A 23,382-nucleotide genomic window follows, 5' to 3' on the forward strand; every position below is an offset into this window, starting at 1 on the left:
GACTGCGTGATCCGCTCGCTTTTTATTCGCTTTCCGGGCCGCGCAGGTTTTCAAATTGACTCATGCCGTCGGGAATCAGGTTGCGCACGATCGCCGCGAAATCGGCGTGCACCAGATTCTTCGCCCGGTTCAACAGCACCGGCAGCGGGCTGGAGGGCTCATGACGGGTGTAGTACGCCAGGATCCGGTCCAGGCTGCGCAGGACATCGTCGCGGTTGTTGATTTCTCCGGCGACGGTACTGCGCGGCGTGCTGGGTGCGCTGGCGTATTCAACCGGCGCGGCGTTGTCGGCTTCGACGGGATCGGCAAGGGCACTGTCGCCGCTCTGCGGGGCGAACTGACCGAGAATCTCTGCAAGGCCATCTTCAGCGGTTGTTTCAGCGGGCCGAGGTCCACGCCTTGGGCGGAACCGACCTGGTCGCTGACTTGCTGTTCGATGGACTCCGCGGCGCTGCGGGCTTCCAGCAGGGCGGCACGAATGACTTCCAACTGCTCGGGATCGCTGTCGAGCAGGGCGCCGGCGAGTTGTTCGGCGCCGAGGCTTTCATCAGGGAAACTCTGCAAGCCGCTGGCGTTGGCGGCGGCGCGCAGGCTGACGTTGCCGAACGTGCGCGAGCGAGCCAGGATGCTTTCGCGCAGCAGGCGGATGGTGACGTCCGACGTCAGGCCGGCAAGGGCATTGATGCGCACGGTAGGGTCGTTGTCATCATCGGCATCCAGGCGCGGGTGCAGGTCGGCCCAGTATTGCTTGAGCAACTCGTTGATCAGCGTCAATACACGGGCCAGGCCGGGAATGCCTTCCAGGGCCAGGGAGCTTTGCAGCAGGAAATGGGTGATGCGCAGGTCTTTGCTGCGCGCAAGCAGGTCCAGGCTTTGCTGTTGGATGCTGCGCCATTCAGGGGGTTCTGCAGGCAGGATCGAGTCGCCCATGCTGCGCTCGGGCTGGCCTCGGGAATCGCGTTCCAGGCGCAAGAAATCCGCGTCATATTCCAGGTCTTCACCGCAAGGCGAATTCGCGGAAACGGCGGCGAGCAGCAAAGGCACATCCACTTGGATCGATCTCCCTATCACCCGCTGAAGAAGTCGGGCAGTGCACATGAAAGTTTCGGATGAAACTTCACATGTTCCTTGACCGTAATGGCGCTATAAGTGCGAGATGATCTTATAGTGCCATCATGTATATTCAAGAAGTTGTGCATTTTTGGTGTAGTACTTATCCCTTGTCAAGGTAAGCTATTTCGCCGATGTGACAGTTGTGAGGTGCTTAACAACCCGCGCGACCGGTAGGTCGAAGCAGGCACCGATGCAGGTTTTTTTGTCACGCAGGCCGGTTAAGATCAGCAATCATGCTGGCAAAACGCCGTTCCGGGTTGTTTGCAAGGTTTTTAGCGCGCAGCCGGGGGGCTCAGTCCATTGTTCCGTCGGCGAAAAGAAGTAATCAGCAAGGAGGCAAGATGCCGCTGTGTTTGACTATCACTAGTTATCACAAGATTACCCCTGGACAGTGTTCTGAAAAGACCCTGAACCAAGGCGTGATGGCAATTGGCCGTAATTCCGATAATGACTGGGTATTGCCTGACCCGGAGCGCCTGGTTTCTGGACAACATTGCGTTATCCAATACAAGGACGGGCGCTATTATCTGACCGATAACAGCACCAATGGCGTGGAATTGGTCAAGGCCGGCATTCGCCTGCGCAAAGGCAACAGCGAGCCGCTGCAGGATGGCGAAGTCATTCGCATCGGTGATTACGAGATCCAGGCGCGCGTGGATTTCAGCCTTCCGGTCACCGACAGCAACCCGTTCGCCGAAGCGCCTAGCAGCTTCGAAGCCTTGATGGGGCGCCAGGGTGCTGCCGTGAATACGCCGGCGCCGATACCCGTGGCCACGCCTGCGCATTTCCAGGGCGTGTCGTCCATGGACACGCTGCCGGACCTGTTCGACTTCCTCGCTCCAGGCAGCGTACCTCCGGCCACCCAGCCCGATCATGTTCCGGCCGAGCAACATGATTTCCGCCCGCCCACGCCGATTCCGCGCCCGAGCCCGCCGCCAGTGGTCCAGCCGCTGCCGATGACGCCTGCTCCGGTTATCCCGGATGATTGGGACCTGTTCAGCGACACGCCTGCGCCGGTTGCGCCGATTCCCGTGGCGCCGCTGCCGGAGCCGGTTTCCGTGCCGCCATTGCCGGTGATCGAGCCCGTTCCCGCGCCGCCGATCCCGCAAGTCGTTGCGCCGATTGAACCGGCACCACCACGCGAAGCGCCGGTCAGCCGCGTCGAGCCGACGGCCACCCCAACCGACACCTCTGGCCCCGACCTGCTGCAGGCGTTCCTGCGCGGCGCCGGGCTGGATCAGTTGCGCCTGGACAAAGCCCAGGCTGAGGCGCAGATGGAAAGCATCGGGCGCAGCTATCGATTGATGGTCGAGGGCCTGATCGATGTGCTGCGCGCCCGCAGCAGCCTCAAGGGTGAATTCCGCATCCAGCAGACGATGATCCAGCCGGTGGAAAACAACCCGCTCAAATTTGCCCCGAACGTCGACGAAGCGCTGCTGTTGCTGTTGCGCCACGGCAACCAGGCCTTCATGGCGCCGGACGTGGCGGTGCGTGACAGCTTTGACGATTTGCGCGCCCATCAACTGGCGGTAATGGCCGGTGTGGAAGCGGCCATCAAGCATCTGCTGGCGCGTTTCGAGCCGGCCCAGCTGGAAGAACGCATGGGCAAGCCCGGCGGGTTGTCGGGGATTTTCAGCGGGTCGCGCCAGGCCCAGTACTGGCAGCAATTCACCGAGCTCTACAGCAATATTTCCCGCGAGGCCCAGGAAGACTTCCAGGACCTGTTCGGTCGGGAGTTCAGCCGCGCCTACGAAGAACACAGCACGCGACAGCGACGTCGTTGAACGTCACCGGGCCAGACAACACTTTTCAAGCACACAACGGATAGCTCAAACGTCATTGAGGACGCAGGATGATTTCCAGGTTTTTACTCGCAGTCGCCACAGCACTTCTGCTGACGGCGTGCGCCAAGGATGCGGCCGCTCCCCAGCCCGAAGAGGCTGAAGCCGACACCGCCGCCGTCGAGTTGCACTTCCACGCCATCGCCGGGCTCAACCCCGGCGCCAGCGGCCAGCCGGCGCCGGTACGGGTGCGCATTTTCGAATTGAAGAACGCCGCCACTTTTGCCCGCGCCGACTATTTCGCCCTGGCCGAACGGGCGCAGGCGACATTGGGGGCTGACCTGATCGACCAGGACGAGGTGCTGATCCAGCCAGACCAGCAACTGAGCCTGCAACGCGATCTCGACCCGGCCACCCGGCACATCGGAATCCTGGTGGGCTATCGCGAGCTGGACCAGTCGCTGTGGCGCACGGTGATGAATGTCCCGGCGCGCCAATACACCGAATACCAGATCAGCCTCGATGTGCGTGCCGTGCGCAGCGCCGTCGTCGTCCCCCCATCCAGCCCTGCCCAATAAGCAATCGGAGCCCCCATGTCCTGGAACAATCGCGTGGTCTGGTCGGAAGGCATGTTCATTGGAACGCAGCACTTCCAGCAGCATGACCGTTACCTGGAAAACCTCATCGATTCCCGCAGCCGTCCGCTGTCGGCGGGCGCGTGGGGTTTTTCCGAATTGCTGATCGATCAGGGCCTGCTGGCCCAGGGCAAGCTGGCGATCATTTCGGCCAAGGGCCTGCTGCCCGACGGCACGCCTTTCAATATTCCCCAGGACGACGTTGCGCCGACTCCGTTGAACGTCGACGACAACCTGCGTGACGGCCTGGTGTACCTGGCCCTGCCGCTCAAGCGCGCCGGCGCCCGCGACACGGTGGACGAAGGTGAGCCCTTGGGCGCCGCGCGCTACGTGAGCCAGGTCTGCGAAGTACGTGATGACAATGCGCCGTTCGAAAACCGCGCACCGGTGGCCGTGGGTTCCCGGGCGCTGCGCTTGCTGACCGCCCAGGATGGCATTGGTGATTACGCCGCGATTGGCGTGGTGCGCATCAAGGAAAAACGTGCCGACCGGGCCCTGGTGCTGGATGAAAATTACATCCCGCCGCTGCTGGACGTAGCGGCTTCGAAGTCCCTGGCAGCGTTTCGCAGTGAGCTGCTGGGCCTGTTGCACCAGCGTGGCGAAGCCCTGGCCGGACGGGTCGTGGCTTCCGGCGCTGGTGGGGCCTCGGAGATCGCCGATTTCATGCTGCTGCAACTGGTCAACCGGGCCCAGCCGCTGATCCAGCACCTGAGCCAGTTGAGTCCGCTGCATCCCGAGCGTTTCTACAGCGAGCTGGTGAGCCTGGCCGGGGAGTTCTCGACCTTTACCGCATCCGGCCGCCGTCCGCAGGAATATCCGCAGTACCAGCACGATGACCTGGTGCTGAGTTTCACGCCGGTGATGCAGGCTCTGCGCGAGGCGCTGTCGATGCTCATCGACAGCAAGGCCACGCCGATTCCGATTGTCGAGAAAGCCTACGGCATCCATGTAGCGATGCTGGCCGACAAGACCCTGCTCGACAGCGCCAGTTTCATTCTCGTGGTGCGCGCCGACGTTCCCGCCGAAACCCTGCGCGGCCGCTTCGGCCAGCAGAGCAAAGTCGGCTCGGTAGAGCACATTCGCGACCTGGTCAACCTGCAACTGCCAGGCATTGGCCTGCTGCCGTTGCCGGTGGCGCCACGCCAGCTTCCGTACCACGCCGGATCCACCTATTACGAGTTGGACCGGGGCAGCGATCACTGGCAGCAGTTGAGCAACTCCGGCGGCTTTGCGTTCCACATCGCCGGCCAGTTCCCGGGGCTGAACCTGGCTTTCTGGGCGATCCGAGGATAAACCGCGATGAGCAACGACGATCGTACCCAGTTCATGCCGACCCCCGGTGGCCGTGGCGCGGACCCTTTCCGCCCGGACCCGGGGCGCCCGCAACCGACACCCGCGGCGGCGCCGCTGTCGATGCCGGCCGCACCGCTGCTGACCGGCAAGGCCCAGGGCCTCAACCCGCTGGAGAGCGCCGCCGGCCCGCTGTTGGCCCTGCTGACGCGCTTGCGCAGCACCATCGCCCACCCGGCGCCGGCCAGTTTGCGCGCCCAATTGCTGGCCTACCTGCGCCAGTTCGAAGAGCGCGCCGAAGCCGCCGGCGTGGTGCGCAACGACGTCTTGCTGGCCCGCTACGCCTTGTGCACCGCGCTGGATGAGGCAGTGCTGAGCACGCCTTGGGGCGGCACCAGCGACTGGGGCAAGCAGAGCCTGTTGATCACCGTGCACAACGAAGCCTGGGGCGGCGAAAAAGTCTTCCAGCTGCTGGAGCACTGCCTGCAAAGCCCGCGCGAGCGTCTGTACCTGCTGGAGCTTTTGTACCTGTGCATGTGCCTGGGTTTCGAAGGGCGCTATCGGGTCATGAACGACGGTCGCAGCCAACTGGAAGCGCTGCGCGAACGCACCGCAGCGGTCATCCGCAGCGCCCGTGGCGACTACGAACGCGAGCTGTCGCCGCACTGGCGTGGGGTCACCGTGGCCCGCGATCGCCTGGCGCAGTTCATGCCGCCATGGATCGCCGTGGCCATTGGCGTCGCCCTGTTGCTGGCGTTGCTGTTCGGCCTGCGCATGAAGCTGGCCGCTGATGCCGAGCCGGTGTTCAAGAATATTCATTTCCTCGGCGAAATCCCGGTGCAGACCATCGACCGTCCGGTGGTCCAGCCGAAAGTGATCGAACGTCCACGCCTGGCCGGGTTCCTCGCCGATGAAATCAGGGCCGGCCGGATTGCTGTGGAAGACGCCGTCGACCGCTCGGTAGTGACCATCCGTGGCGATGAACTGTTCGCCTCCGGCAGCGCCAGCATCAAGGATGACTTCCAGCCGTTGATGCTGCGCATCGCCGATGCGGTGCGCAAGGTCAAGGGCCAGGTGCTGGTGACCGGCCACAGCGACAATCGCCCGATCGCCACCTTGCGGTTTCCGTCCAACTGGGCCTTGTCCGAAGCACGGGCCAGGTCGGTGCTGGACATTCTTTCGGCCAAGACCGGCCAGCCCGAGCGCTTCAGTGCCGAAGGCCGCAGCGACACCGAGCCGTTGGCGTCCAACGCCACGACCGAGGGGCGTGCGCGCAATCGTCGGGTTGAAATCACAGTATTGGCGGAGGGGGTCGAGTGAAGGCGTTTTTCAGTTTCATGACCCGTTGGGTCATCCCGTTGCTGGGGCTGATCGCCCTGAGCCTGATCATCTGGTTCGTCGGCCCGCTGCTCGATTGGCTGGTGCCTGAAGGGCGCCGCTGGGCGCTGATCATCCTGGTGTTTGCGGTATGGATCGCCTATCGCCTGTTCCGCATCATCCAGGCCCGCCGGCAGGCCGCCGAAGTCATGCGCAGCCTGGCTGCGCAGACTCCGCCGGACCCGACCAGCATCGCCACCGCCGAAGAGCTCGAAACCCTGCGCCAGCGCATGGACGAGGCCCTGGCCCTGCTCAAGAAAGCCAAGCTCGGTGGTGACGAGCGCCGTAACCTCTACGAGTTGCCGTGGTACGTGATCATCGGCCCACCGGGCTCGGGCAAGACCACTGCGCTGGTCAACTCCGGGCTGCATTTCCCGCTGGCGGCGCAATTGGGCGCCGGCGCGGTGCGCGGTGTCGGTGGCACGCGTAACTGCGACTGGTGGTTTACCGACGAGGCGGTGTTGCTCGACACCGCCGGTCGCTACACCACCCAGGACAGCGACGCGACCGTGGATAAGGCCGCGTGGCTGGGCTTCCTCGGCCTGCTGAAAAAACAGCGGGCACGACGCCCGATCGATGGCGCCTTCATCGCCATCAGCCTCTCGGACCTGCTGTTGGGCAGCGACGCCGAACGTGCCGCCCACGCGGCGGCAATCCGCCTGCGGATCCAGGAGTTGTACACGCAGCTGGGCGTGCGTTTCCCGGTGTACCTGATGCTCACCAAGCTCGACCTGGTGCCGGGGTTCATGGAGTACTTCGACAACCTGAGCAAGGAAGAGCGCGCCCAGGTCTGGGGCATGACTTTCAACCTGGACGATGGCAAGAGCAACGACAGCCCGCTGGCGCACCTGCAGAGTGAATTCGCCCTGCTCGAGCAGCGCCTCAACGATCGCCTGGTCGAGCGCTTGCAACAAGAGCGCGACCCGGCGCGACGCGACCTGATCTACGGTTTCCCGCAGCAGTTCGGTGCATTGAAGGATTGCCTGCAAAGTTTCCTCGACGGCGTGTTCAAACCCAATGCGTTCGAGGAGCGTGTGTTGCTGCGCGGCGTGTATTTCACCAGCGGCACCCAGGAAGGCAGCCCGATCGATCGCCTGATCGGCTCGATGGCCCAGAGCATGAACCTGGACCGCCAGCACCTGGCGCGCCAGACCGGCACCGGGCGCAGTTATTTCATCGAAAAACTCTTCACCGCCGTGGCCTTCGCCGAGCGTGGGCTGGTGGGGGTGGACCCGAAAGTCGAGCGCCGGCGCAAGTGGATCGCCCGCGGCGTGCTGGCGTCTACCGTACTGGTGGTGCTGGTGGTCGGCACGTTGTGGTGGGTCAGCTACCGCGCCAACCAGGCCTATATCGCTCAGGTCGACCAGAAAGTCGCGCCGCTGGGCCAGACCGTGCAGAACCTCAGCCCGGCCCAGCGCGACGTACTCGCGGTATTGCCGCTGCTCAATGCCGTGAAGCATCTGGCCGACGATGCCCCGGACTGGGCCGAAGGCTTGGGCCTGTACCAGGGCGACATGCTCGAAGCCGAGTCCAGTAGCGTCTATCGCAAGCTGCTGATCGCGGTGTTCGCGCCGCGCCTGCTGACGCGCATCGAAGAGCAACTGCACGGCGGCGGCAATTCGGACTTCCTCTACGAGGGGCTGAAGGCCTACCTGATGCTCGCCGACAACGAGCATTACGACGCCGACTTCATCAAGGCCTGGATCGCCCTCGATTGGGATCGCAGCCTGCCGCGCGACCTGCCGGCCGAACAGCGTCAGGCTTTGACCGGGCACCTGCAGGCGCTGTTCGAGCGGCGTCCGCCAACCGCGCGCCTGGACCCACGCCTGATCGAGGACCTGCGCCGCCAACTGCAACAACTGCCGGTGGCCCAGCGCGTCTACGACCGCATCAAACGGCAGAAACTGCCCGACGGCATCCCCGACTTCCGCATCAACGAGGCCGCCGGGCGTGACGCCGCGCTGGTGTTCAGCCGCAAGAGCGGCAAGCCGTTGGGCGAGCCGCTGAGCGGCTTCTTCACGGTCAAGGGTTACCGTCAGGGCTTCTTGCTCTCCAGCCTGAGCCAGACCGGCACCCTCGCTGAAGAGCAATGGGTGCTGGGCTTTGAGCAGGCCGACCAGCAGAACGTCGCCAGCCTCGCCGCCGATGTGCGGCGCCTGTACTTCCAGGATTACCAGCGCCAGTGGGACGCCTTGCTGGCCGACATCGACTTTGTGCCGATCACCAGCGTGGCCCAGGCCGCCGATGTGCTGCGGGTGCTTTCCGGGCCGACCTCGCCGCTGAAAAAGCTGCTGGTGGCGGTGGCGAAGGAAACCGACCTGCAACAGGACGAACGCCTGCTCGCCGCCCAAGGCATACCGGCGGGCGACGGCGTGGACAAGCTCAAGGAGCGCCTCGGCAGCTTGCTCGGCCAGGAGCAGGCAACGCCAAACGCGCCGCAAACCAGCGATGACCCGATCACCGCGCACTTCGCCGAGCTCAACAGCATCGTCAGCAAGGAGCGAAGGCGAACCGGCGGCCATCGACGGCCTGCTGTCCGACATGAACGCCCTGTATGTGCAGGTCAGCGCCATGGTCGGCGCCAGCGGCGACGCCTTGCTCGGCGAAGCGAAGAACCAGGCGTCGGCCGCCGCCACCCGCGTCAGCCTCAACGCCGAACGCCAGCCGCCGCTGGTGCAGGGTCTGGTCAAGTCGGTGGTCAACTCCACCACCAACACCATGATGGGCGGCGTACGCAATCAATTGAATGCTGCCTGGACCAGCGAAGTGGTGAATATCTACCGCCAATCCCTGGCCGGGCGTTATCCGATGTCCCCGGGCAGCGCGCGGGACGCGACCCTCGATGACTTCGGCCAGTTCTTCGGCGTCGGCGGGGTGATGGACAACTACTTCCGCAAGTACCTGCAACCCTACGTCGATACCTCGGCTCCGACCTGGCGTTGGCAGCCGGGCGCCGCGCAGAAGCTCGGCATCGCCCCTGGTGTGCTGCAAACCTTCCAGCGCGCGGCGACCATTCGCGATGCGTTCTTCCGTTCCGGCGGCACGCAGCCGATGGTGCGCTTCGAGCTCAAGCCGGTGGCGATGGATTCGACCATCACCCAATTCCTGCTCGACCTCGACGGCCAGCAGTTGAGCTACGACCACGGCCCGAGCCGGCCGACCGCCATGCAATGGCCGAACCCGGGCAGCATCGGCGTGGTGCGCATCTCGATCATGCCGCCCTCGTCCAGCGGTCGTTCCGGCATCACCTTGGATGGGCCATGGGCCTGGTTCCGATTGCTGGAGCAGTCAGACCTGACCGCCGGCAACTCGCCGGATCGCTTCAACCTGCGGCTGCGGGTCGATGGCGCCAGCGCCTCTTACGAGTTGCGGGCCAACAGCGCCTTCAACCCGTTCAAGAGCCGGGTACTCAGTGGCTTCAGCCTGCCGGAGCGTTTATGAGTACAGCGGGTTTCTATGGAAAATTGGCCAGCCGGGGGGACTTCGTCAGCCGTGGCTTGCCGCAGAGTTTTATTGGCCCTTGGGACTCGTGGCTGGCGGCGGGTTTGCTCGCCAGCCAGGCCAGCCTCGGCGAGCGTTGGCTGGATGCCTATCTGGTCAGCCCGCTGTGGCGCTTCATGGTCGCGCCCGGCGTGTGCGGGCCGGACGCTGCGGTTGGCGTGGTGATGCCAAGCATCGACCGGGTCGGCCGGTATTTCCCGTTGACCGTTGCAGCGTTGCTCGACCCGGATGCCGACCCGGCCTCGGTGGTCGGCGGCACGGACGACTGGTTCGAGCGGGTCGAGAACCTGCTGTTGAGCACACTGAACGTGGAGGCCAGTTTCGAAGCCTTCAACGCGGAGCTGGAAACCCTGGATGGCCCGATGTACCTGCCGCGCACCCCAAGCAGTCGCTTCGCCAGCCTGCATCGCTTCGATGCCACCGATTCGCAGCGGCGAATGAGCGCCCTCGCCGAGTCCGCTTGCGAAGGCGTCAGCCTGTGGTGGGGCCAGGGTTCGGAGCGCATCGCGCCCGGTTTGATGCGGTGCCAGGGACTGCCGGCCGCCGCTGATTTTGCGCAATTTTTGCTCGGCCAAGAAGGTGTTGTGTAGATGCGTCCAAGTGCTGGAAAAGCCTTCAAGTCTGCAAGCAAAAGCCATGTCGGCATGGTCCGCCAGGTCAACGAGGACGCCTGCCTGGACCTGCCGGAAAACGGTTTGTGGGTGGTCGCCGACGGCATGGGCGGGCACGCGGCGGGCGACTACGTCAGCAGCCTGATTGTCGACAGCCTGCGTAGCATTGCGCTGGGCCGTTCCCTGGACGAATACATCGCGGCGCTGCAAAGCGACCTGCTGCGGGTCAACGCCGCCGTGCGCGAAGAAACCGCCAACCGTGGCGTGACCATGATGGGCAGCACCGTGGTGGTGCTGGCCACGCGCGACCTGCGCGGCATGTGCCTGTGGGCTGGTGATAGCCGCTTGTACCGCTTGCGCGACGGCGTGCTGGAAGGCATCTCGCGCGACCACAGCTACGTCCAGGATCTGCAGGACAGCGGCCTGCTCAGCGAGGCCGAAGCCCGCGTGCATCCGCGGGCCAACATTGTCACCCGCGCCATCGGCGTCGAGGCGCAATTGAACCTGGCGATGACCGAGCTGCTGCTGGTGCCCGGCGACAGCTACCTGCTGTGCAGCGACGGCCTGACCAAGACCGTCGAGGACGAAGAAATCCGAGAAGTCCTGAGCCACGACGAGCCCGGCGAAATCGCCAGCAGCCTGGTGTCCCTGGGCCTGATGCGCGGCGCGCCGGACAATATCACCGTGGTCGTTGTGAAGGTGCCGTCATGAGCTTGCCGCTGAATATTGTCATCCCTGGCTACGACATCGACGGCGAGATCGGCGAAGGCGCGATGGCCAGCGTGTACCTGGCGACCCAGCGTTCGCTTGAGCGCAAGGTCGCGTTGAAAGTCATGGCCGCGGCGCTCGCGGCCGACCCGACTTTCTGCGAGCGCTTCTTGCGCGAGGGCAAGACCCTGGCGCGCCTGTCGCACCCGCACACCGTCACCATCCATGACATCGGCAATGTCGGTGAGCTGTACTACATGGCGATGGAATACCTGCCCAACGGCACGCTCAAGGAACGCATCGCCGCGGGCCTGACGCCGGAGCAGGGCCTGACCTACATCCGCCAGATCGCTTCGGCCCTGGGTTACGCCCACGGCCTGGGCCTGGTGCACCGTGACGTCAAGCCGGCCAACATCCTGTTTCGCGCCGATGGCACGGCGGTACTGTCGGACTTCGGCATCGCCAAGTCCCTGGACGATCGCACCCAGTTCACCCAAGCCGGGTTTGCCGTCGGCACACCGAGCTACATGAGCCCTGAGCAAGCCCGTGGGCAAGACATCGATGGCCGCGCCGACCTGTACGCCCTGGGCGTGGTGCTCTACGAGATCCTCGTCGGCAAGCTGCCGTATATCGGCAACGACGCGCTGTCCACGGCCCTGGCCCACCTGACCGAACCGCTGCCGGAATTGCCGGTGCACCACGGTCGTTACCAGGAAGTGCTGCGCAAGCTGCTGGCGAAGGATCCGGCGGAGCGTTTCGCCGATGCGGCGGCGTTGTTGCGGGCATTGGATAACTTGCCAGAGGAATCGTCGGAAGCGACGCTGATCCGGCCGTTGTCGTTTGAACTGCCTGTCGCGCCGCCTCCGGTGGATGACTTGGCGGGCTTGACGCCCATGTCCATCGACATTCCCAGTGGCCCGGCTTACGCACAACCGCAGCCCAAGCCGGTCCCGCCGCCGGTACAACCGACGCCTCAGTCGACGGGGTCGGAGCAGCGCAAGAAACCGGTGTTCGCCCTGGCCGCCGTTGCGGTCGCCGTGGCGCTGGCCTTGGGCGGCGCAGGTTATTGGTGGTTGGCCGGTGACGATGGCAAACAAGTGAAGACGCCAGTGACTACGACCACCTCGGTCAAGCCACCGGAAGTGAAGCCACCGAAGGTCCCGGAAGTGCCGGCGGTCAAGCCACCCGTGGCCCCTCCGGCACAGCCGCCCGTGGCGACCGAGGCCGATGGCGGCCAGCGACCATTGCTGATGGCCGGCAAGAAAACCCTGTTCCAGCGTGTGCTCAGCAAGCCGGGGGCGAAACTCGCCGACGCGCCGGGCGCCGCAGCGGGCAAGTCGCTGCCGGCGCTCTCGGTGCTGTATGTGTATCAGCGCAAGGACGTGGATGGCAGCGCCTGGGTGCGGGTCGGCGCGGCCACCGACGGGCGCAGCGACGGCTGGTTGCCTGCCGCCCAGGTCAGCGACTGGAAGCAGAGCCTGGTGCTCAAGTTCACCGAACGCTCCGGCCGTGCGCCGGTGATGTTCCTGCGCCAGCCCGGCGAAGTGGAAAAGCTCCTGGCGAACCCTTCGGCCGCGAAAAATGCGTTGCTCAAGGCCCAACAAAGCCCCCAGGACAACCAGCAGGTCCTGGCCCTGGAACCGGCTGCCAGCGCCGTGCCGCAAAACCAGTTCTACCTGTTGCCGATCTTCGATTCGCGCGAAAGCTTCGACGACAACGGCCAGCCGGTGCAGTTGTTGAACGTCGCCTCCATCGACCCCGGCAACACGCAAAAGGCCGCGACCAACACGCCGGTCACCACCGCTAACGCCGACGCATTCCGTACCGCCGTGGTGCTGGTGGTGGACACCACCGTGTCCATGCAGCCCTATATCGATCAGGTCCGCGACGTGGTGCATCAGTTGCAGACTCGCATCGGCGAACGTGGCGAGTTGGACAGCGTCAGCTTCGGCATGGTCGGTTTTCGCAGCAGCATCAAGAAAACCCCGGGCCTGGAGTACACCGCCAAGACTCTGATCACGCTGGAGCAGGGTCGCGACCCGCAACGCTTCCTGGAGATGGCGCGGCAGGTCAAGGCGTCTACCGTGTCGAGCCATTCGTTCAACGAGGATGCGTTTGCCGGGGTCATGGAAGCCGTGGAGGGCATGGACTGGTCCGGTTACGGCGGGCGCCTGATCCTGCTGGTAACCGATGCCGGTGCCCTGCGCAAGAACGACCCGTTTGCCGCGACGCAGATGAACGAGGCCGAAGTGCGCCAGGCCGCGTTGGGCAAGCAGATCAAGATCTACGCCCTGCACCTGCTCAGCGACGCCGGCAAGAAAACCCATGCCGGCGCCCAGACCCAATACCGCACCCTGACCGCCGACGCCAACCCGCAGATCGGCGACCTGTACATCCCGGTGCCGGGCGCTGACGTGCGCAAGTTCGGCGAGCGGGTCGACGAGATCGGTTCGGTGTTCGCCGATCTCGTGCACCAGGTGCGCAGCAACAAGCCGCAAAGCGTGCCGCTGCTCAGCGCCGCGCCAAGCCTGGCGGACAAATCGGCGGCAGTCGGCTACGCCATGCACATGGATTTCCTCGGCCGCAAGAGCGCCAGCCAGGCGCCGCAACTGGTCAGCGCCTGGACCGCCGACCGCGACCTGACCAACCCGGCCCTGCCGGCATTCCAGGTCTGCGTGATGCTGACCAAGCTGCAGCTCAACGACCTGCAGCAATCGCTGAAGCTGATCGTCGACGCGGCCCGCAAGACCCAAAGTTCGCCCAAGGATTTCTTCCAGGAAATCGCCAGTGCCAGCGCCTACATGAGCCGCGACCCGTCGGCCCTGCGCAAGGGCGGCAACCTCGCCACCGGCGGCATCCTCGGCGAGTACCTGGAAGGGCTGCCGTATCGCAGCAAATCGCTGAACATGACCCAGGACCTGTGGCTGTCCTTGAGCGTGGCCGAGCAGGAAGATTTCATCGACGAGCTGGAGTCGAAGATCCGTCTCTACGAAACCTTCCACAACGATCTCGCCAACTGGGTGCGTTTCGGCGATGCCGAGCCGGGCGATGCCTTGTACCGCGTTCCGTTGTCGACGCTGCCGTGATGCTGAACCTGAACGCCGTGCACAAAAGCCGGGGCACCGGCAGCCAGCGCTACAGCCTGGTGATTCCACGGCTGCAACTGCGTGGCGGTGAACAGCTGGCGGTGGTCGGCCCCAGCGGCTGCGGCAAGAGTACCTTGCTGGACTTGCTCGCCCTGGTGCTGGCGCCGGATCAGGCCGGGCAATTCGACTTCACGCCCGCCAATACGCCACTGGACATCGCCAAACTGTGGCGTGCGTCGCAACAGGACACCTTGGCCGAGCTGCGCAGCCGTCACCTGGGCTATGTTCTGCAAACCGGAGGCCTGCTGGGCTTCCTGGACGTGCGCGGCAACATCGCGTTGTCGCGCAAATTGCTGGGCTTGAAGGATGACGGCAGCGTGACGCGCCTGGCTGGACAACTGGACATCGCCGATCAACTGGACAAGAAACCGACGGACCTGTCCGTGGGTCAGCGCCAGCGGGTCAGTTGCGCCCGCGCTTTGGCCCATGGCCCGCGCCTGCTATTGGCCGATGAGCCGACCGCCGCGCTGGACCCGTTGAATGCCGAGCGCGTCATGCAGTTGCTGGTGTCCCAGGCCCGTGAGCAGGGTGTGTGCTGCGTCGTTGCCACCCATGACGAGGCGCTGGCCCGCGCCAGCGGCTTGCAGGTGCGGCGCATCAGCTGCCGTCGCGACACGGACGGCGGCGTCACCGCCACCCTTGGGGAGGCTTGCTGATGCGCGGCGCGCTGGTGGCTTCCCTGGCCTGGCAGGATTATCGCAACGACGCCTGGCTGTCGGCCTGTTCGGTGCTGGCACTGGTCGCCGTGGTGGCGCCGTTGCTGGTGTTGTTCGGCCTGAAGTTCGGCCTGGTCAGCAGTCTGACCGAGCGCCTGGAGCGTGACCCGGCGACCCGGGAAATCATCCCCTTGGGAGGTGGCCGTTTCAGCGCTCGATTCGTCGAACAACTGGGGCAGCGCAGCGACGTCGCCTTCGCCTTGCCACGTACCCGGCAGATCGCAGCCACGGCGGACCTGAGCAAAGAGGCTTCGGCGGTCACGGTCGAAATGATTCCCACCGCGATGGGCGATCCGCTGTTCGACCAACTGCCGGTGCCGCAAGGCCTGGAGCAAGTGGTGCTCAGCCAGACCGCCGCGGAAAAACTTGGCGCCAGGGCTGGCGATTGGTTGCAGGCCAGTTTCGGCCGGCAGGTGGCCGGTCGCAGCGAGGCGCAGCGCACACGGGTGCAGGTGCTGCAGGTGCTGCCGCTGGAGGCCTTCGCCCGGGATGGTTTGTTCGCGCCACTGGCATTGCTCGAGGCGGCCGAGGATTACCGCGACGGCCGTGCCGTGCCCGCTTTCGGCTGGCCTGGCGATGCGCTGGGCGAGGCCGGGCAGCGGGTGTATCCGGCGTTTCGTTTGTATGCCCGCAGCCTTGGCGATGTCGAGCCGCTGCGCCAGTACTTCGCCGGGCAGAACCTGCTGGTGTCGACCCAGGCCCAGACCATCGCACAAGTGCAATCGTTGAGCCGCAACCTGTCGATCGTGTTCTGGATCATCGCCGGCTTGGCACTCGCCGGTGCGTTCGCGGCGATTTTTGCCGGTGCCCTGGCGGCCGTCGAGCGCAAGCGCCGGGAGCTGTCGGTGTTGCGCCTGTTGGGTGTGTCCACCGCGGCGCTATTGTTGTTCGTGGTCTTGCAGGCGCTCTACAGCGCCACGTTTGCGGCCCTGCTGAGTGCTGGCCTGTATGGCCTGGCGCAGTCGGGCCTGAATCATTTATTTGCGCAGCTGCCCGGCGAATACGCCAGCCATCTGCTGATGCGTCATTACACCTTGGCCCTGGTGGCCGTGCTCGGCGTCAGTGCCGTCGCGGCGGCCTGTGGCGGCTGGCGGGTGGCGCGCATCCAGGCGTGTGAAGGAATTCGCGATGTATAAGGTATTGGGCGCCGCCGTGGCGCTGAGCCTGGCCGGCTTGGTCTGGGCTGATGAAGGCACGGACAAACTGGACAACCCCAAGCCATTGCCCGACGACGTCAGCCTGCCGCTGCCGTGCGAGGGGCAGATGGTGTTCCGCTACGTCTACATCCTCGCCCAGGGCACCCTGGACGACCGCGAGATCAGCCTCGGCTACCCGTTCAGCGAAGGCGAGGCGGGCTATCAACAGTCGTTCATTTCCGGCTACCGGCGCGACTTCATCAACGGCCAGTTCACCCTCAAGGATTTGCCCAAGGACTGGAACAAGACCATCACGCCGTTGATGCCCATGACTGACGCCAAGACGCCGCTCAAGCCGATGCTGTACTTCATCGGCAAATACGAGGTCACCGCCCGCCAGTACGCCCAGGTCATGGCGCAGGCGCAATCGCTGGCCAGCGGCGAGCCGGCGCCGGCCTGCGAGGCGCTGCTGGGCGAGTTGCCCCAAGGCATGGCCGGGCGCTTGCCCAAGGTGAAGCTGTCGAAGTTCGAGGCCGAGCGCTTCTCAGCGGTGTACAGCGCCTGGCTGATGAAGTACCACAAGGACCTGTTGCCGGTGAGTGGTCGCGGTACTTCCGCTGAAGACGGCGGGCTGGGCTTCGTGCGCCTGCCCACCGAGGTGGAATGGGAATTCGCCGCCCGTGGTGGGCATGCCGTGAGCCGCCAGGACCTGGAAGGGCGATTGTTTCCCCGACGCCTGGAAGGCAGCGAAAGCGACGGGCCATTGGCCGAGTGGGCGGTGTTCAACCAGGTCGCCGGCGGCACCGGCCAGGCGGCGCGACTGATGCCCATCGGCACCAAACTGCCGAACCCGATCGGGTTGTTCGACGTGGTCGGCAACGCCGCCGAGATGGTCCAGGAATCCTTCCAGCTTGTACATGCCGGCCGCCGTCAGGGCGCCTATGGCGGTTTTGTGGTCAAGGGTGGCAACTACCTGGAAGGCGAGGGCACGTTGTTTACCGGCATGCGCCGCGAGTACCCGTTGTTCGCCGCCGACGGCACCGAACAGAGCAACGAAACCACCGGCTTTCGCGTGGCCGTCGGGGCGTTGTCGGCGCCGCGCTCGCGCTACAAGGAATTGTTCGCCCAATGGCAGAAGGAAGGCCGGCTCGCCTCCCTCACCGATGCCATCGACGATGCCGAAGACCCGACCAAGCGCCTGGACAGCATCATCGCCGCCAGCGCCGACCCGCGCCTGCAAGCCGAGCTGGGACTGGTCAACGAAGAACTCAAACGCAACGTCTCGCTCATCGCCCAGCAGCGCGAGGAAGCGGCGGGCAACCTGATCCAGTCTTCGGCCCTGGTGGCGGAGACCATCAACAACTACAACATTCGCCTGACCAACCTGCAAAACAGCCGGCAGGCGGCCCTGGACGCCAAGGACGAGGCCAGTGCCACGTTGTTCGCCACGGCCATCGACAACGGCCGCAGCGCGCTGGATGGCGCAGTGGCGATCTACATCGACAACCTGGCAACCGGCACGCGCTACACCGATGCCGTGATCCAGGCGCAGTTCCAGCGCATCAAGGAAGAGTTGGAGCGCAAACCGGTACTGGGCAAGAGCCTGGTGGCGCGTGCAACGTTATTCGTTCGTCATGTCGGGGATTATCGTCAGCAGAAACGAGCCGACCCGGCGGCGATATTGAAGGAATTGCTCGCATCGAGCGCTCAGCGGTCTTGAGTGTTCGTTGTCAGCGAGCTTGGAAGGGACTCAGGCGGCGATAGGGCTGTGCTGAGCTGGTCAAAACTTAAACGAGAACACAACTATGCTTTTCTCCCGTAAACCTTTTGCTTCGGTTTCCAAGCGTCATTTGCTGATGGTCGCTGTTGGCTTCAGCACCGTGCTGACCGGCTGCGCCACGTCGCCGACGTCCAAGGTCGCTTCGAGCACCAAGGTCGAGTACTACCCGAACTGCTACGAGCCGGTGCAGCACCTGCGCTCCACTGAAGGCAACATGACCAAGTCGGTTGTCACCGGCGCAGCCGTCGGCGCCGTCGGCGGTGCCTTGCTGGGCGCGCTGACCGCTGACAAGGAAGACCGTGGCCGCAATGCCGCCATCGGTGCCGCGGGCGGCGCCCTGGCCGGTGGCGCAGCCGGTTACTACACCGAGCGCCAGAAGCAGATCGCCGATGACAACATGCGCATCGCCTCCTACGCCGCCGATGTCAGCAAAAGCGCTTCTGACATCGACCGCAGCACCGCGTACGCCAAGGCTTCGCAACAGTGCTACCAGAACGCGTTCAGCAAACTGGTCGCCGACCGCAAGGCCAAGACCGTCAACGACACCGAAGGCCGCAAGCGCCTGGCGGAAATCGTTGCCGGCCTGAAAGAGTCCAACGACCTGATCGTCGCCGTGAACGGCAAAGCCGCCGAAGACCTGAACAACTACACCCAGGCCTATGAAAAAGACCTGCAGCAAGTGGGTGTGCAGCGTACCGACGTGGTGACCGTGGCCACTGCTGATACCACGCAAGTCGTGGCGGCGCAGACCAGCACCAAGAATAAAAAGAAAGTGACGCCGGCGAAGAAGAAAGAGCTGCCAACCGTGCCGAAAGAAGCGGTCGCCACCGAGAAGACCCTGCAGACCGCCAAGGCCAAGCAGGATGAAGGCAAGCAGGTCGCCAGCGCCGGCACCACCCAGGTCAACAGCATGTGCAAAAACCCGGACCTGGGCGACTGGGCACCGGTACCTTGCCCGAATGTCTGAGTGATGATGGTTGGTCACTCCTCCAGGAAGTGACCACCCTGTAAAACCTGTGGGAGCGAGCTTGCTCGCGATAGCGTCCGTTCAGTTGGCATCGATGTCGACTGATGCACCGCTTTCGCGAGCAGGCTCGCTCCCACAAATGTTTTTTGTGTGGCTGAAGATCCGCATCAACCCCAGTTCCCTGTGGGAGCGAGCTTGCTCGCGATGGCGTCCGTTCAGTTGGCATCGATGTCGACTGATGCACCGCTTTCGCGAGTAGGCTCGCTCCCACAGTTGGTTGTGTGTGGCTGAAAGATCCGCATCAAACCCAAATCCCCTGTGGGAGCGAGCCTGCTCGCGAAAGCGTCCGTTCAGTCGGCATCAACTTAAAAACGTGACTTGGCAGTCATCATGCTGGATTCGAGGGCTATCTTCCGCAAAACGGATTCGATGATGGCGTTCTCGCGCGGAATCGCTAAACTGCGCCGGCCGTTCATTTTCTCACGAGGCTGTGCCCATGAAATTTCGTTTGCTGCTATGGATGCTCGGGTTGTTGATGGGCAAGGCCAGTCGTAACAATCCGGCGTTCCAGCAACAGCTGGCCGACCGGGAGCTGGTGTTCCAGCTGCAAACCCTGGACGGCAAGGTCGCCAGGCATTACACCGTGAAGAACCAGCGCATCACCAGCCACTCCGGTGTCTACCCGACGCCGGCTTTTGCCATCGCGTTCAAGGATGCAGCCTATGGCTTCGCCACGATGCAGGCGAAGAACAAGCAGTTGGCATTCATGACCGGGATCCAGGACAAGTCGATCCAGATCAAGGGCAACCCGGCGCTGGTGATCTGGTTTCAGGGGTTGATGAAGTACCTGAAGCCGAAGAAACCGAAGAAGGTTTAGCCGAGCGGATCATGGTAGCAAGGGGATGGCTGTGGCGAGGGGATTTATCCCCGCTGGACTGCGCAGCAGGCCCCAAAGGGCTAAGTGCGGTGAGCCTGCTTAACCGAGGAGGCAGGTTTTAGGGTTGCTTCGCAGCCCAGCGGGGATAAATCCCCTCGCCACAAAAGCTCTGCTGCCTGTCTCAGTAATCAATGGCTGAACTGCGACGCCAGTTCCCGCAGCAGCACTTCGGCTTCGAGCACTTTGCTGACCACGTCGTTGGCCTTTTCCCGGCTCAGCCCCACGCGTTCGAGCAGCGAGTCCGGGATGTCCTCGTCCGGGCCCGAGCCGATGCTGCGCGAGCGCAGCAGGCGCACGGCCAGGCACACCAGGTTCGGATAAGCGGCGTATTCGCCGTCGTAGTGCGGGTCGTGCTGGAAGCGCAGGGCGGTGGCCAGTTCGTCGGGCATGTCCCAGTAGCGCATCAGCCAGGCGCCAATCTGCTCGCGACTGATACCCAGCAGGTGCTGTTCCACGTAGCTGTGGCACAGGTGCGGGTTGACCTCCAGGTGCCGGCAGATCAGTGAGAAATGCGGCGGGAACACGTGGGCCAGCAACAGATAGCCGAAGTTGTGCAGCAGCCCCGACAGGTAAGTCAGGCCGCCTTCGGGGCGCTGGGCGCGCGGCATGGCGCGGGTCAGGCCTTCGATGACGGCGGCGGTGTAGATCGACTGCTGCCAGTAAGGCGTGGTGTGTTGCGGGTGGTCCTTGGGCAGGCTCAGGGTCTTGCCTAGGGCCAGGCCCAGCGCCAAGTTGATCACCAGGTCGAAGCCCAGCACCCGGACAATGGCGTCTTCCACCGAGCGAATCTTGCCTGGCGAGGCGTAGTACGGCGACGCGGCCCAGCTCACCACCTGCGCGGCCAGGGCCGGGTCGGTTTCCACCACGCCGGTGATGTCATCGATGGTCGCATCGGGATCGACCCGCAACTTGATGATCTTCTGCGCGGTTTCGGCCAGCGGCGGAATCTCGATGGTTTCTTCCAGGCGTTGCTGGATACGCCGCGCGGTGAAGGCCTGCACGGCCATGGTGATTTCCTTGCGGTCGTCGTCCGGGCGGTCCAGGTTTGGCGTGATATTGCTCAAAGGCTCGCCGAACGTCGCGGCGCTGGCCTTGGTGAGCATGGTCTTGAAGGCTTCGCTGGTGACTTCCAGCAGCAGTCCCGGCTCGCCGGAATTGATCAGCAGTTTCGGCTCGCGCAGCAGGCCTTCTTCATACAGGCACGGCGAACTGGTCAGCGCTGGCAGGCCGGGCAGCAGGCTCAGGTTGTGCTTGCCGAGCATGCGCTCCAGGCGCTCGGTCGGCACTGCCGTGAGCTTACGACCGGTGAGTTCGGCCAGCCGGTTGAGGTCCAGCAACTGGTTTTGCGGAAACAGGACCATGAGCGCGCCGACAGCGTCGTGCAGCAGCACGGCCTGCACTTTACGAGCGGGGTTCAAGCCCGGTCGCTCGATGACTTCGTCAAAGGCGATGCCCAATTTCTCGAGCAACTGCCGAATAACAGACGGAGCGTGCGGGGTTTCTGGGACGAGGGCAGCTTCGGTCATGGTCTGTATCCGTTTTCCTACAAGTTGGTCAGTATAACCAGCTTGTCGGGCAGGCGCGTCCAGAAAACTGAGCGCGTGCTCACACTTGGCCGTATTGCTGCCCGTGGCGCAACCAGCGATCCAACAGCGGGCTGACGTGGTCCGGCCAGCGCTCCAGCAACGCCTGGGCGGCGTCGCGGACCGCAGGGAGCAGGTCGGCGTCGCGCATCAGGTCGGCTACCTTGAATTGAAGCAGACCGGTCTGGCGCGTGCCGAGCATTTCACCCGGGCCGCGCAGTTCGAGGTCTTTTTCGGCGATGACGAAACCGTCGTTGGTTTCACGCATGATGCCCAGCCGCTGGCGGCCGATCTGTGACAGCGGCGGGTGATACAGCAACACGCAATGGCTGGCCGCGCTGCCCCGGCCGACCCGGCCACGCAACTGGTGCAACTGCGCCAGGCCCAGGCGCTCGGGGTTCTCGATGATCATCAGGCTGGCGTTGGGCACGTCGACGCCGACCTCGATCACGGTGGTCGCAACCAGCAATTGCAGGGCACCGGCCTTGAATTCGGCCATGACCGCGGCTTTCTCGGCAGGCTTCATGCGACCGTGGATCAGCCCGACCTTCAGCTCGCCGAGGGCGGCGGTGAGGTCCTCGAAAGTGGTTTCAGCCGCCTGGCAGGTCAGCTCTTCCGATTCTTCGATCAAGGTGCACACCCAATAGGCTTGCCGGCCTTCGGCGCAGGCGCTGCGCACGCGCTCGATCACTTCGACCCGCCGGGTGTCGGTGACCAGCACGGTGTTGACCGGCGTGCGGCCGGGCGGCAGTTCGTCGAGGATCGAGGTGTCGAGGTCGGCGTAGGCGCTCATCGCCAGGGTCCGCGGAATCGGTGTGGCGGTCATGATCAACTGGTGCGGGCACATTCGTCCGCCCACGCCTTTCTGCCGCAGGGCCAGGCGTTGCTGGACGCCGAAGCGGTGTTGTTCGTCGATGATCACCAAGGCCAGGTTCTTGAACTGCACTTCGTTCTGGAACAGGGCGTGCGTGCCGACCACCATCGGCGCGCCCTCGGCGATCTGTGCCAGGGCGGCGACGCGGTTCTTGCCCTTGAGCTTGCCGGCCAGCCAGGCGACTTCGATGCCCAGCGGTTCGAGCCAGCGCTGGAACGTGATGAAGTGCTGTTCGGCGAGAATCTCGGTTGGCGCCATCAACGCCACCTGATAACCCGACTCCAGCGCTTGCAGCGCGGCGAGAGCGGCGACCACGGTCTTGCCGGCGCCGACGTCGCCCTGGATCAACCGCAGCATGGGCTCGGGCTGGCTCAGGTCATAGGCAATTTCATTGCCGACCCGTTGTTGGGCGCCGGTGGGCGCGAAACCGAGATTGGCCAGGTAGCGACCCGGCAGTTTTGTCGCCTTGGGCATGGCCGGGGCGCGCAGCGAGCGCAGGCTCTCACGCAAGCGTTGCTGGGACAGTTGATGGGTCAGCAGTTCTTCAAACGCCAGGCGATGCTGGGCCCAGTGATGCCCAAGGGCGAGTTCTTCGACGTCGGCATCGGCGGGCGGGTGGTGCAGATAACGAATCGCGTCGGCCAACGGCGCCAATTGATAGTCCCGCGCCAGTTCCTTGGGCAGCCAGTCCGGCAGGCTGGTGGGGCCGAGCATCGTCAGGGTCTGCTGGCAGAGCTGGCGCAAGCGCTGTTGGGTCAGGCCTTCGGTGAGCGGGTAGACCGGCGTCAGGGTTTCAGCCACGGGTGGCGGCTCATCGCCGGTAATCGCGCGGTATTCCGGGTGATAGATTTCCAGCCCCGAGGCGCCGGGCCGCGCCTCGCCGTAGCAGCGCACGCGGGTGCCCCGCTTGAGGCCTTCCTTTTGCGCGTTGCTGAAATGGTAGAAGCGCAGGCTGAGCCCACCCGTGCCGTCATGCAGGCGCACCACCAGGCTGCGCCGCCGGCCCATGACCACGTCGGCGCCGCTGACGGTGCCTTCCACCACCGCATCCTGCCCGGGTCGCAAATGGCCGATGGGCACCACGCGGGTGCGATCCTGGTAACGCAGCGGCAGGTGGAACAGCACGTCCTGGAGGGTTTCCAGGCCGACCTTGGCGAGTTTCTCGGCCATGGCTTCACCGACACCCTTGAGTGCCGTGACCGGCACTTTCGACAGCTCAGTCATGGC

The 23,382-nt window shown here is 64.4% G+C and carries 14 protein-coding genes and 2 pseudogenes; 13 read left to right on the forward strand and 3 right to left on the reverse strand.

Going from position 1 to position 23,382, the window contains the following annotated elements; translation table 11 throughout:
- Nucleotides 1-22: 22 nt before the first annotated feature.
- Nucleotides 23-1,050, reverse strand: a pseudogene (gene tssA, locus PSH78_RS00615) (type VI secretion system protein TssA).
- A gap of 404 nt (nucleotides 1,051-1,454) precedes the next feature.
- On the opposite strand from tssA, the gene tagH reads away from it, so the two are divergent.
- From tagH to PSH78_RS00680, 13 genes and pseudogenes are all read left to right on the forward strand, one after another.
- A complete protein-coding gene (tagH, locus tag PSH78_RS00620; RefSeq protein WP_305497876.1) occupies nucleotides 1,455-2,897 on the forward strand; it encodes a type VI secretion system-associated FHA domain protein TagH in 1,443 nt (480 codons plus the stop codon).
- A gap of 68 nt (nucleotides 2,898-2,965) precedes the next feature.
- Nucleotides 2,966-3,472, forward strand: a complete 507-nt coding sequence (tssJ, locus tag PSH78_RS00625; protein WP_305497877.1) for a type VI secretion system lipoprotein TssJ — start codon at nucleotides 2,966-2,968, stop codon at nucleotides 3,470-3,472.
- Nucleotides 3,473-3,487: 15 nt separating this feature from the next.
- A complete protein-coding gene (gene tssK / locus PSH78_RS00630) occupies nucleotides 3,488-4,822 on the forward strand; it encodes a type VI secretion system baseplate subunit TssK (RefSeq protein WP_305497879.1) in 1,335 nt (444 codons plus the stop codon).
- Between the two features lie 6 nt (nucleotides 4,823-4,828).
- Entirely contained in the window at nucleotides 4,829-6,139 is a 1,311-nt protein-coding gene (locus tag PSH78_RS00635) for a DotU family type VI secretion system protein (RefSeq protein WP_305497880.1), read from the forward strand.
- A pseudogene (gene tssM / locus PSH78_RS00640) lies at nucleotides 6,136-9,637 on the forward strand (type VI secretion system membrane subunit TssM). The gene PSH78_RS00635 and the pseudogene tssM overlap by 4 nt, the downstream one beginning before the upstream one ends.
- Nucleotides 9,634-10,287, forward strand: a complete 654-nt coding sequence (gene tagF / locus PSH78_RS00645; RefSeq protein ID WP_305497881.1) for a type VI secretion system-associated protein TagF — start codon at nucleotides 9,634-9,636, stop codon at nucleotides 10,285-10,287. The pseudogene tssM and the gene tagF overlap by 4 nt, the downstream one beginning before the upstream one ends.
- Complete coding sequence (locus tag PSH78_RS00650; protein WP_305497882.1) at nucleotides 10,288-11,019, forward strand: PP2C family serine/threonine-protein phosphatase; 732 nt, start codon at nucleotides 10,288-10,290, stop codon at nucleotides 11,017-11,019.
- Nucleotides 11,016-14,102 carry a serine/threonine-protein kinase gene (locus tag PSH78_RS00655; RefSeq protein ID WP_305497884.1) on the forward strand — a complete coding sequence of 1,029 codons (3,087 nt, stop codon included), beginning with the start codon at nucleotides 11,016-11,018 and terminating at the stop codon, nucleotides 14,100-14,102. Before PSH78_RS00650 ends, PSH78_RS00655 begins: the two co-directional genes overlap by 4 nt.
- The gene (locus tag PSH78_RS00660) at nucleotides 14,102-14,818 is read left to right on the forward strand and encodes an ABC transporter ATP-binding protein (protein ID WP_305501425.1); all 717 of its coding nucleotides are present in this window, start codon (nucleotides 14,102-14,104) and stop codon (nucleotides 14,816-14,818) included. Before PSH78_RS00655 ends, PSH78_RS00660 begins: the two co-directional genes overlap by 1 nt.
- Complete coding sequence (locus PSH78_RS00665) at nucleotides 14,818-16,014, forward strand: FtsX-like permease family protein (protein ID WP_305497886.1); 1,197 nt, start codon at nucleotides 14,818-14,820, stop codon at nucleotides 16,012-16,014. Before PSH78_RS00660 ends, PSH78_RS00665 begins: the two co-directional genes overlap by 1 nt.
- Nucleotides 16,007-17,734 carry an SUMF1/EgtB/PvdO family nonheme iron enzyme gene (locus PSH78_RS00670; RefSeq protein ID WP_305497888.1) on the forward strand — a complete coding sequence of 576 codons (1,728 nt, stop codon included), beginning with the start codon at nucleotides 16,007-16,009 and terminating at the stop codon, nucleotides 17,732-17,734. Before PSH78_RS00665 ends, PSH78_RS00670 begins: the two co-directional genes overlap by 8 nt.
- An 85-nt stretch (nucleotides 17,735-17,819) precedes the next feature.
- Complete coding sequence (tagQ, locus tag PSH78_RS00675) at nucleotides 17,820-18,761, forward strand: type VI secretion system-associated lipoprotein TagQ (RefSeq protein ID WP_305497890.1); 942 nt, start codon at nucleotides 17,820-17,822, stop codon at nucleotides 18,759-18,761.
- A gap of 496 nt (nucleotides 18,762-19,257) precedes the next feature.
- A complete protein-coding gene (locus PSH78_RS00680) occupies nucleotides 19,258-19,638 on the forward strand; it encodes a helicase (protein WP_305497892.1) in 381 nt (126 codons plus the stop codon).
- Between the two features lie 188 nt (nucleotides 19,639-19,826).
- Here PSH78_RS00680 and PSH78_RS00685 read toward each other — a convergent pair whose 3' ends face one another.
- Both PSH78_RS00685 and recG read right to left on the reverse strand, forming a co-directional pair.
- Nucleotides 19,827-21,224, reverse strand: coding sequence for an aminoacyl-tRNA deacylase and HDOD domain-containing protein (locus tag PSH78_RS00685; RefSeq protein ID WP_305497894.1), 1,398 nt, complete (start codon nucleotides 21,222-21,224; stop codon nucleotides 19,827-19,829).
- A 79-nt stretch (nucleotides 21,225-21,303) separates the two neighbouring features.
- Nucleotides 21,304-23,379 (reverse strand): ATP-dependent DNA helicase RecG, encoded by a 2,076-nt coding sequence (gene recG, locus PSH78_RS00690; RefSeq protein WP_305497896.1) that lies wholly within the window; start codon nucleotides 23,377-23,379, stop codon nucleotides 21,304-21,306.
- Nucleotides 23,380-23,382 lie beyond the last annotated feature (3 nt).

It is taken from the genome of Pseudomonas sp. FP198, assembly GCF_030687895.1.
Lineage (GTDB): Bacteria > Pseudomonadota > Gammaproteobacteria > Pseudomonadales > Pseudomonadaceae > Aquipseudomonas.